General features: G+C 65.4%; 11 protein-coding genes. 5 read left to right on the top strand and 6 right to left on the bottom strand.

Features of this window, described 5'->3' with window-relative positions:
* Together V6M63_RS23580 and hemP are read left to right on the top strand one after the other, a co-directional pair.
* On the top strand, positions 1-396 hold a 396-nt coding region (locus V6M63_RS23580), incomplete at its 5' end, for an ExbD/TolR family protein (protein WP_332745898.1).
* A complete protein-coding gene (gene hemP / locus V6M63_RS23575) occupies positions 393-590 on the top strand; it encodes a hemin uptake protein HemP (protein ID WP_332745896.1) in 198 nt (65 codons plus the stop codon). The genes V6M63_RS23580 and hemP, both read left to right, overlap by 4 nt.
* A gap of 185 nt (positions 591-775) precedes the next feature.
* Here the strand turns inward: hemP and V6M63_RS23570 are convergent, their stop codons facing one another.
* Positions 776-1183 (bottom strand): GlcG/HbpS family heme-binding protein, encoded by a 408-nt coding sequence (locus tag V6M63_RS23570; RefSeq protein ID WP_332745894.1) that lies wholly within the window; start codon positions 1181-1183, stop codon positions 776-778.
* Between the two features lie 248 nt (positions 1184-1431).
* Here V6M63_RS23570 and V6M63_RS23565 point away from each other — a divergent pair, with 248 nt between their 5' ends.
* Positions 1432-2127: a Bax inhibitor-1 family protein gene (locus V6M63_RS23565; protein WP_332745892.1), complete on the top strand. Its 696-nt coding sequence runs from the start codon at positions 1432-1434 to the stop codon at positions 2125-2127.
* Between the two features lie 126 nt (positions 2128-2253).
* Positions 2254-2601 carry a hypothetical protein gene (locus V6M63_RS23560; RefSeq protein ID WP_332745890.1) on the top strand — a complete coding sequence of 116 codons (348 nt, stop codon included), beginning with the start codon at positions 2254-2256 and terminating at the stop codon, positions 2599-2601.
* Positions 2602-2622: 21 nt separating this feature from the next.
* On the opposite strand, the gene rlmD is transcribed toward V6M63_RS23560, so the two are convergent.
* The 5 genes from rlmD to surE all read right to left on the bottom strand — a co-directional run bounded on the left by rlmD (position 2623) and on the right by surE (position 7562).
* Positions 2623-4104, bottom strand: a complete 1482-nt coding sequence (gene rlmD, locus V6M63_RS23555; RefSeq protein ID WP_332745889.1) for a 23S rRNA (uracil(1939)-C(5))-methyltransferase RlmD — start codon at positions 4102-4104, stop codon at positions 2623-2625.
* Positions 4105-4180: 76 nt separating this feature from the next.
* Positions 4181-4966 (bottom strand): 3'-5' exonuclease, encoded by a 786-nt coding sequence (locus tag V6M63_RS23550; protein ID WP_332745888.1) that lies wholly within the window; start codon positions 4964-4966, stop codon positions 4181-4183.
* Positions 4967-4977: 11 nt separating this feature from the next.
* Positions 4978-5853 carry a peptidoglycan DD-metalloendopeptidase family protein gene (locus V6M63_RS23545; RefSeq protein ID WP_332745886.1) on the bottom strand — a complete coding sequence of 292 codons (876 nt, stop codon included), beginning with the start codon at positions 5851-5853 and terminating at the stop codon, positions 4978-4980.
* Positions 5854-5937: 84 nt separating this feature from the next.
* Positions 5938-6765 (bottom strand): protein-L-isoaspartate(D-aspartate) O-methyltransferase, encoded by an 828-nt coding sequence (locus tag V6M63_RS23540; RefSeq protein WP_442909643.1) that lies wholly within the window; start codon positions 6763-6765, stop codon positions 5938-5940.
* A complete protein-coding gene (gene surE / locus V6M63_RS23535; RefSeq protein WP_332745884.1) occupies positions 6762-7562 on the bottom strand; it encodes a 5'/3'-nucleotidase SurE in 801 nt (266 codons plus the stop codon). The genes V6M63_RS23540 and surE overlap by 4 nt, the downstream gene beginning before the upstream one ends.
* Before the next feature lie 127 nt (positions 7563-7689).
* Here surE and V6M63_RS23530 point away from each other — a divergent pair, with 127 nt between their 5' ends.
* Complete coding sequence (locus tag V6M63_RS23530; protein WP_332745881.1) at positions 7690-8685, top strand: NADPH:quinone oxidoreductase family protein; 996 nt, start codon at positions 7690-7692, stop codon at positions 8683-8685.
* Position 8686 lies beyond the last annotated feature (1 nt).

Here is an 8686-nt window from a genome sequence, read left to right as displayed (position 1 = left end):
CAACAGGACAGCGACGACATGATGAGCGAGATCAACATGATCCCGTTCATCGACGTGATGCTGGTGCTGCTGATCATCTTCATCATCACGGTGCCGGTGATCAAGCACGCGGTCAACATCGAGTTGCCGCAAGCCAGCATGGAGAAGGTGCTGGACAAGCCGGAGAACATCCGCCTGTCGGTGGATGCCGACGGCACTTACTTCTGGAACGACCAGCGTGTGGACGACGCGGACTTTGCGAACCGTCTGCAGGCCGCGGCCTCCCAGGAACCGCAACCCGAACTGCACATCCGGGGCGACAAGGCGGTGCGCTACGAGCGCGTGGCTCTGGCCATGGCCACGGCGCAGCGCACGGGCGTGCGCAAGATCGGCTTCATCACCGAACCCGCGCCATGAACACCGAACCTCGCCAGGACCCCGGCCAGGAGCCCGCCCCGGCGGTTCGCGACACCGAACCCAGGGAAGACGCTTCGCCTTCCCTGACCAGCGACTCGCTGCTGCGTGGCCAGAAGGCCGTGACGATCAGCCACAACGGATCCGTCTACCGCCTGCAGGCCACACGCCAGGGCAAGCTGATCCTGACCAAGTAGGTATTTGAATCGTGGGGCGACCTCGGAGAATTCATCATCTCCGAGTGTCGTTTTTGACCAGCCAAGGGGCGTTGCGCCCGGTTAGCCAGGTCTTTTTTCCGGCCGCAGCGCAGGGCCGCCCCAAGCCAGGCCAGCCCCTCGGGGGCAGCGACCCGCGAAGCGGCGGAGCGTGGGGCAAACAATACTCACAGCCCGATGGCCGCAATGCCGGCCCGCGCAATCTGCGCGTCTTCGGACGACTTCACGCCGCTCACACCCACCGCGCCCAGGCATTGGCCGTCCTTCATGATGGGCACGCCACCTTCGAGCATGCCCGAGATGAACGGTGCGCTCAGGAACGACACACGGCCCTGGTTGATCACGTCTTCATACACCTTGCTCTCGCGCCGACCCATGGCCGCCGTGTGGGCCTTGGACGGGGCAATGTGCGACGAGATCGCGGGTGCGCCATCCAGACGCTGCAGGCCCAACAAGTGGCCGCCGTCATCCACGATGGCGATCGTGACCGCCCAGTTGTTCTTCAGCGCTTCGGCTTCGGCGGCGGCAGCGATCAGTTTGACGTCGGCGCTTTCCAGCATGGGTTTGTTTTTCATGAACTTAAGTCCTGTTGGGATGTCAGATGAAGGTTGCAGGCAGGGATTGTGAGCGCCCGCGCGCCCATGGGGAGACGATACCGCGACCATTGAGGGTCATGAGGTCACAAGTGACCTTACCAAAAGAGCGGTTTCCACCCCCGTGTGCCCCAGGCGGATCATCGCCCTACAATGCGTTTCCACCGGTTGGGCGTCATTCCGATGCCCAGACACCGGCCCCCGTGTCAGATGATGAAGGAGTCACCACCATGACCGACCAAGTCCACACCAGCGGCCGCTTCGGCACCGCGGTATCGAGCGATGCGCTGCGCAACAAAGTCATGCGCAACACCTACTGGCTGCTGGCGCTGTCCATGCTGCCGACCGTGCTGGGCGCCTGGGTGGGCGTGCAAACCGGCATCACCGCCGGCCTGGGCGGCGGCCTGGGGCTGATCGTCTTCCTGGGTGGTGCCTTCGGCTTCATGTTCGCCATCGAAAAGACGAAGAACTCGGCAGCCGGTGTGCCGGTGCTGCTGGGCTTCACCTTCTTCATGGGTCTCATGCTCTCGCGCATGCTGGCCATGGTGCTGGGTTTCAGCAACGGCTCCAGCCTGATCATGACCGCGTTCGGCGGCACGGCCGGCGTGTTCTTCGTCATGGCCAACCTCTCGACCCTGATCAAGCGCGACATCTCGGGCATGGGCAAGTGGCTCTTCGTGGGCGCACTGGCCATCATGATCGGCGCGATCATCAATGTGTTCGTGGGCAGCCCGGCCGCCATGGCAGCCATTGCCACCATCGCCATCGTGGTGTTCAGCATGTACCTGCTGTACGACCTCAAGCGCATCGTGGACGGCGGCGAGACCAACTACATCACCGCCACCCTGGGCCTGTACCTGAGCCTGTTCAACATCTTCCAGAGCCTGCTGATGCTGCTGGGCATGTTCGGCGGCGAGCGCGAGTAAAACGGGCCTCGCACTCTGAAAAAGGACCTTCGGGTCCTTTTTCTTTGCCGCTGCGTGTCCGTTGCCAATCAAGTGTCAAGTTCCTGCATCAAACGCCGAAACAACTGGGAACCCACACCGACGACCATGCGACACACAGCCCTCACCACCTGCCTTCTTGCTGCCGCCAGCCTGCTGGCGGGCTGCGACGCCCTGGGCGTCGAAAGCGCCAGCCAGGTGGCCGCGAAAAAGGAAGCCGAGGGCAAGGCCATCGGCAGCGCCTGCCGCCACGCGGTCCGCAGCATCGAGGACTGCTTTGGCGGCTACCCGCGCGCCGGCAAGGCCGCCGTGTTCGCTGGCTGGAAAGAGATGGACGAGTACATGCGCGAGAACGCCATCGTCGGCATGCCGGCCGAGCCGGCGCCAGCAGAAGATGCGCCCGCCGCCGGCCCGAAAGCCCCCGACGGCGGCGGCAAGCCGGCGCGCACCTCCTGAGCCGGCGACACGCCGCGTCGGCTATTCAGGTGCCGGGTCGTGGCCGGGCAAGCGCGTCGGGTCCAGCTCGAACACCGCCATGCTCTCCACATGCGCCGTGTGCGCAAACATGTTGATCACCCCCGCCGCCACGCAGCGGTAGCCCGCCTGGTGCACCAGCAGGCCCGCGTCGCGCGCCAGCGTGGCCGGGTTGCAACTCACGTACACGATGCGCTGCGGCGGCGTCCAGCCACCGCGCTGAGCCGGGTTCTGGTGCAGGTCGGCGAGCGCCTTGGCCAGCGCAAACGCACCCTCTCGTGGTGGGTCCACCAACCACTTTTGCGCCGTCCCGTCGGACACCAGCAGGCCGGGCGTCATCTCGAACAGGTTGCGCGCGGCAAATGCGGTGGGCGCGAGCGCAGCACCCTGCCCCGCCTGGTTCAGCGCCAGGTTCTCGCGCGAACGCGCCACCAGCGCCTCGCTGCCCTCGATGCCCAGCACTTCACCAGCGGTGGTCGCGATCGGCAAGGTGAAATTGCCCAGGCCGCAAAACCAGTCGATCACGCGTTCGTGCCTGCGCGCATCGAGCAGGCGCAGTGCGCGTGTGACCAACACCCGGTTGATGGCCGGGTTGACCTGGGTGAAGTCGGTCGGCTTGAACGGCATGGTGATGCCGAACTCGGGCAAGGCGTAGCTGAGCAAGGGGCCGTCCACATCGAGCAGCTTGACCGTGTCGGGCCCCTTGGACTGCAACCACCACTGCACACCATGCTGCTGGGCAAACGCGCGCAACCGGCTGATGTCGTCCTCGCTCAGCGGCTCCAGATGGCGCAGCACCAGGGCCGTCACGTCGTCGCCGCAAGCCAGCTCGATCTGCGGACAGGTCTCGCGCGCGTCCATGCCGAAGATGAGTTCGCGCAGCGGCATGAGCATCTCGCTCACATGGGCGGGGAGCACCGGGCAGACCTTCATGTCGGCCACGTAGCGGCTTTTGCGCTCGTGAAAACCGATCAGCACCTCACCCTTCTTGTGCACGTGGCGCACCGACAGGCGCGCGCGGTAGCGGTAGCCCCAGGCCGGCCCTTCGATCGGGCGCAGCATCATCTCGGAGCGGACCTTGCCCAGATGCCAGAGGTTGTCTTCCAGCACGCGCTGCTTGATCGCCACCTGGGCGGACTCGTGCAGGTGCTGCATCTTGCAGCCGCCGCAGGCTCCGGCGTGCAGGCCGAAGTGTGGACATCCCGGGCGCACGCGCTGCGAGGACTCGTGGTGCACGGCCGTGACGACGCCAGCTTCCCAGTTGTTCTTCTTGCGGTGCACGTTCACGCTGACCTGCTCGAAGGGCAAGGCGCCTTCGATGAAGACCACCTTGCCGTCGGGCCGGCGGGCGATGCCCTGGGCATCGATGTCGAGGGATTCCACCGCGAGCCAGCCGTCGGGCAAGGGGCGCTCGGGTGCGTCGTGGGCCGCGGCGCTGGCGGTGGTGAGTAGGCTGTTTTCGTGGAGGGTGGCGGCGGTTGTCATGCACCGATTGTCTCAGGCCGCGTTTCCCATGGGAGGTGCAGCAACCCGCGCAACGGCGAGCGTGGAGCAACGCTCTTCAGACCCAAGCGCGCAGATACTCATCCCAGTGCGATTCGGTGGGCGCCAGGTTGCCCAGCGTCTCCTTCACCATCGCAATCTCCTGCTCGTATTCGGCTTCGGTGAAACCGCCGCGCATCCTCTGAAAGCGGCAATACACGAGGTAGGTATTCATCACATCGGTTTCGCAGTAACGGCGGATGTCCTCGGTCTGCCCGGCGAGGTACTGCGCATACACCTGCGAGCCGTCCATGCCCAGCTTGCCGGGGAAGCCACAGAGCTTGGCCATGGCGTCCAGCGGTGCGTTGTTCTTGGGCGAGTACATGGCCAGCAGATCCATCAGGTCCAGGTGGCGCATGTGGTAGCGGCTGATGTAGTTGTTCCACTTGAACTCGCGGTCGTCCTCGCCGAGATCCCAGTACTTGCTCGCCTCCACGCCGTGGCGCAGACCGCGGTAGTGCAGCACCGGCAAGTCAAAACCGCCACCGTTCCAGCTCACCAGCTGCGGCGTGTGTTTCTCCACCGCATGAAAAAAAGTCTGCACCACCTTGCCTTCGCTCTGGCCATCGCGGTCCACGAACGAGTGGATGCGCAGGCCTTCGGCGTTGCGGAACACGCAGCTGATGACCAGCACGCGCTGCAGGTGCAGCGGCATGAAGTCGCTCTGGCCCTTGGCCTGGCGTTCCTCCAGCCAGCTGGCGTAGATCTGCTCGTCGGTCCGATCGGCCGGCTCGCCGCGCAAGGCGCGCAAGCCATCGATGTCGGGGATCGACTCGATGTCGAAAACAAGAACGGGCCAGGCCATGGTGGCCCGGCTCAACGCTTCGGCAGATAACCGATCGGGTCGACCGGCTTGCCCAGGCGGCGCACCTCGAAGTGCAGCTTCACGCGATCGGTGTCGCTGCTGCCCATCTCGGCGATCTTCTGGCCTTGGCGCACGGCTTGATCTTCGCGCACCAACAAGGCTTGGTTGTGCGCGTAGGCCGTGAGGTAGGTGTTGTTGTGCTTGAGGATGATCAGGTTGCCGTAGCCACGCAGACCGGCACCGGCGTACACCACACGGCCATCGGCCGCGGCGACCACCGGATCACCGATCTTGCCGGAGATCGACACACCCTTGTTCGTCGTCTCGTCGAACGAAGACACCACCGTGCCCTGCGCAGGCCACACGAAATTGAGCTCGTCGGCGCCAGCCGAGGCGGGCGCAGGGGCCGGCGCCGGCGCTGGAATGGGAGCCGCTGCGGGCGAGGTGTCGGTAAGCGGACGGGAGACGACGCCGGCCGGACTCACCGGCGTGCTGGCCACGGCAGGCGTGGAAGGCGGCACTGGCGCCGGCGGCTGCACGCGCAGCACCTGACCCACTTCAATCGCGTTGGGATTGGTCAGGCTGTTCCAGGCTTGAACATCGCGCCAGTTCTGGCCATTGTCCAGAGCGATGCGAAAGAGCGTGTCGCCCGGTTTCACGGTGTAGTAACCGGGCTTGCCGGCGTTCTCGGCGCCGGGCAGGGGAACGATGTCTGCGGGTCGGACCAAGCCGCGGTCTTCCACCGGAGCAGGACCCGACACACGCCGGGTGGAACAACCCGCAGTGACCAGCAAGGCCGCCAGAACGGTCAGGACCGCGGCACCACGCCAGGCGGAACGACGCGATTCAAGGGGCAGGCCCGGTGCCTGGGGAAAACGCATGTACATGAAAACTCCCAACCAATGGACGGGACACGCCCGCAGGCGGCCCCGATTGAAAAAACGCTGCCGCTGCTCAGGGCAGCGGGACACTCATGCGATGCCCGATTTTAGTGGCACAAAAAACACCGCCTCCAGCTCGGTGCGAACCACGCCGGTGGCGGTTTTGTCCACCACCACCAGGTTTTGCTTGCCCGCTGCGGTCACGGCCGGTGCCACCAGCCGACCACCCACCGCCAGCTGATCGATCCAGGCCTGGGGGATGTCGTTGCCACCAGCGGCGGCAATGATGGCGGCATAAGGAGCACCTTTGGCGTACCCCAGCATGCCGTCACCGAACAGCAGGTGCAAATTGGAGACGCGAAAGGCGCGAAGGTTCTCGCGCGCTTTCTCGTGCAGACCGCGCAAGCGCTCGATGCTGTAGACCTCGCGCGCCACATGGCTGAGCACGGCGGCCTGGTAGCCGCAGCCGGTACCGATCTCAAGTACCCGGCCGAGCTTTCCAGTGTGGCTGGCGCACAGCAACTCGATCATGCGCGCAACCACGCCGGGCTTGGAGATGGTCTGGCCCAGGCCGATCGGCAGACTCGTGTCTTCGTACGCCTGATTCACCAGCGCGGTGTCGACAAACCGGTGGCGCTCCACCGCCTGCAAGGCTGCCAGCACGCCTGCGTGGCTCACGCCTTGCGCCTGGATCTTGCGCACCATGGATGCGCGCACGGCCGATGAGTCCATGCCCACGCCGCTGGGCACCACAGGCCGCGTTGCGGCGAGGGCCTTGATGGCCGGACGTGGCACCGGTTTGATCGGGGCCAGTGCGGGCTGGGAAGCCCGTGCCACCGGTTTGCGCACCGTTGGCGGGTGCGGGAGCACCGGCAGCCTGGCCGGAAAGCCTGGACGGGCCTTGCCGCCGTCTTTCAAGAAACCGCTCCACCCGTGGGTTGCACCCCCTCTGGCGCCGACAGGCTGGCAGCGGTCGGTGCCCAGTAGGCCAGCCGCTCGTGGTCGGTCAGGTCCACCTTCAACGGTGTGATGGTGGCGTAACCCTGCAACGCGGCGTGGAAGTCGGTGCCATCGGCGTCGTCCTTGGCCTTGCCCGCGCTGCCGATCCAGTACATGGTGTCGCCGCGCGGGTTGGTCTGCGAGATCACCTGCTCGGCCGCGTGGCGCCGACCCAGACGCGCGACCTTGAAGCCCCGGATGTCGGCCAGTGGGCGGTTGGGGATGTTCACGTTGAGCAGCCAGGGTTCGACGGGGGCCCCGCTCTCCAGCGATGGCAGCAATTGCGACACGAGGCGCGCCGCCATCTGGCCCGCGTCCTCCAGGTGTCCCCAGCCCTTTTCGGTCTGCGAAAACGCGATGGCTGGAATACCAAAGAGGTAACCTTCCATGGCAGCGCCCACGGTACCTGAGTAAATGGTGTCGTCACCCATGTTGGCCCCGTTGTTGATGCCCGAGACCACCAGATCGGGCCGATAGCCCAGCAAGCCGGTGAGCGCAATGTGCACGCAGTCGGCGGGCGTGCCGTTGACGTAGCGAAAGCCGTTGTGCGAGGTGTGCACGTACAGAGGGGAATGCAGGGTCAGCGCGTTGGATTTGGCGCTGTTGTTGTGCTCGGGTGCCACCACCTCCACCTCGGCCAGCCCCTTGAGGGCCTCATACAGCGCCACGAGGCCGGGCGCCTGGTAACCATCGTCGTTGGAGATGAGAATTTTCATTGCCACGATTTTAGGTGGGTTCCCCCCGGTCACGCTTGAGACAGACAACGGGCTTACCCGCTGCAATCGAGGTCGCCTGCCTGCCTATCATGGACCGATCATCGACCCCAACCACCAAGGAGAAGGCATGCACGCCTGGCTTTGTGAAAACCCCGTGGGCGTTGACGCCCTGACCTGGAAAGAACTGCCCACGCCCGAGCCCAAGGCGGGCGAGGTGCTGATCGAAATTCAGGCCGCGAGCCTGAACTTTCCCGATCTGCTGATCGTGCAGAACAAGTACCAGATGAAGCCCGCCCTGCCCTTTGTGCCGGGCTCGGAATACGCCGGCGTCGTGCGCGCCGTGGGCGAGGGTGTGAAGCACCTTCAAGTGGGCCAGAGCGTGGCCTGCCTCAGTGGCACCGGAGGCTTCGGCACGCACACCATCGCGCCCGCTGCGTTGTGCATGCCACTGCCGGCCGGTTTCCCGGCGGTGGACGCGGCCGCCTTCATCATGATCTACGCCACCTCGTGGCACGCCCTCATGGACCGCGCAGCGCTGAAAGCCGGCGAGACGGTGCTGGTGCTGGGCGCCGCTGGCGGCGTGGGCACGGCGGCGATCCAGATCGCCAAGGCCGCCGGCGCGCGCGTGATCGCCGCCGCCTCCAGCGACGAGAAGTGCGAGCTGTGCAAACAGCTCGGTGCCGACGCCACCATCAACTACAGCGTGCACACGCCCAAGGAAGGCCTGCGCGATGCGATCAAGCAGCTCACCGACGGCAAGGGTCCCGACGTGATCTACGACCCGGTGGGTGGTGACTTCGCCGAACCTGCTTTCCGTTCGATCGCATGGCGCGGCCGCTACCTCGTGGTGGGCTTTGCCAGCGGCCCCATCCCTGCCCTGCCCCTGAACCTCACCCTGCTCAAGGGCGCGAGTATCGTGGGCGTGTTCTGGGGCGACTTCGCGCGCCGCGAACCCAAGGCCAACGCCGAGATGATGCAGGCCCTGGCCGTGATGTACGCCAAAGGACAGGTCAAGCCGGTGATCGACCAGACCCTGCCCATGAGCGAATTGCACAAGGCCTACGCCATCATGGGGTCGCGCTCGGTCAAGGGTAAGCTGGTGATGGTCAACAACGCCACCTGAA

It is taken from the genome of Hydrogenophaga sp. (genome assembly GCF_036675665.1).
Taxonomy (GTDB): Bacteria; Pseudomonadota; Gammaproteobacteria; order Burkholderiales; family Burkholderiaceae_C; genus Hydrogenophaga.
Note: the sequence above shows the minus strand (reverse complement) of the source record. Positions and strands in the feature narration are given on the sequence as shown.

Bases quoted from the DNA above. Each gene is read 5' to 3' on its own strand.
- hemP (WP_332745896.1), top strand. From the start codon at position 393: ATGAACACCGAACCTCGCCAGGACCCCGGCCAGGAGCCCGCCCCGGCG.
- V6M63_RS23570 (WP_332745894.1), bottom strand. From the start codon at position 1,183: ATGAAAAACAAACCCATGCTGGAAAGCGCCGACGTCAAACTGATCGCT.
- V6M63_RS23565 (WP_332745892.1), top strand. From the start codon at position 1,432: ATGACCGACCAAGTCCACACCAGCGGCCGCTTCGGCACCGCGGTATCG.
- V6M63_RS23560 (WP_332745890.1), top strand. From the start codon at position 2,254: ATGCGACACACAGCCCTCACCACCTGCCTTCTTGCTGCCGCCAGCCTG.
- rlmD (WP_332745889.1), bottom strand. From the start codon at position 4,104: ATGACAACCGCCGCCACCCTCCACGAAAACAGCCTACTCACCACCGCC.
- V6M63_RS23550 (WP_332745888.1), bottom strand. From the start codon at position 4,966: ATGGCCTGGCCCGTTCTTGTTTTCGACATCGAGTCGATCCCCGACATC.
- V6M63_RS23545 (WP_332745886.1), bottom strand. From the start codon at position 5,853: ATGTACATGCGTTTTCCCCAGGCACCGGGCCTGCCCCTTGAATCGCGT.
- surE (WP_332745884.1), bottom strand. From the start codon at position 7,562: ATGAAAATTCTCATCTCCAACGACGATGGTTACCAGGCGCCCGGCCTC.
- V6M63_RS23530 (WP_332745881.1), top strand. From the start codon at position 7,690: ATGCACGCCTGGCTTTGTGAAAACCCCGTGGGCGTTGACGCCCTGACC.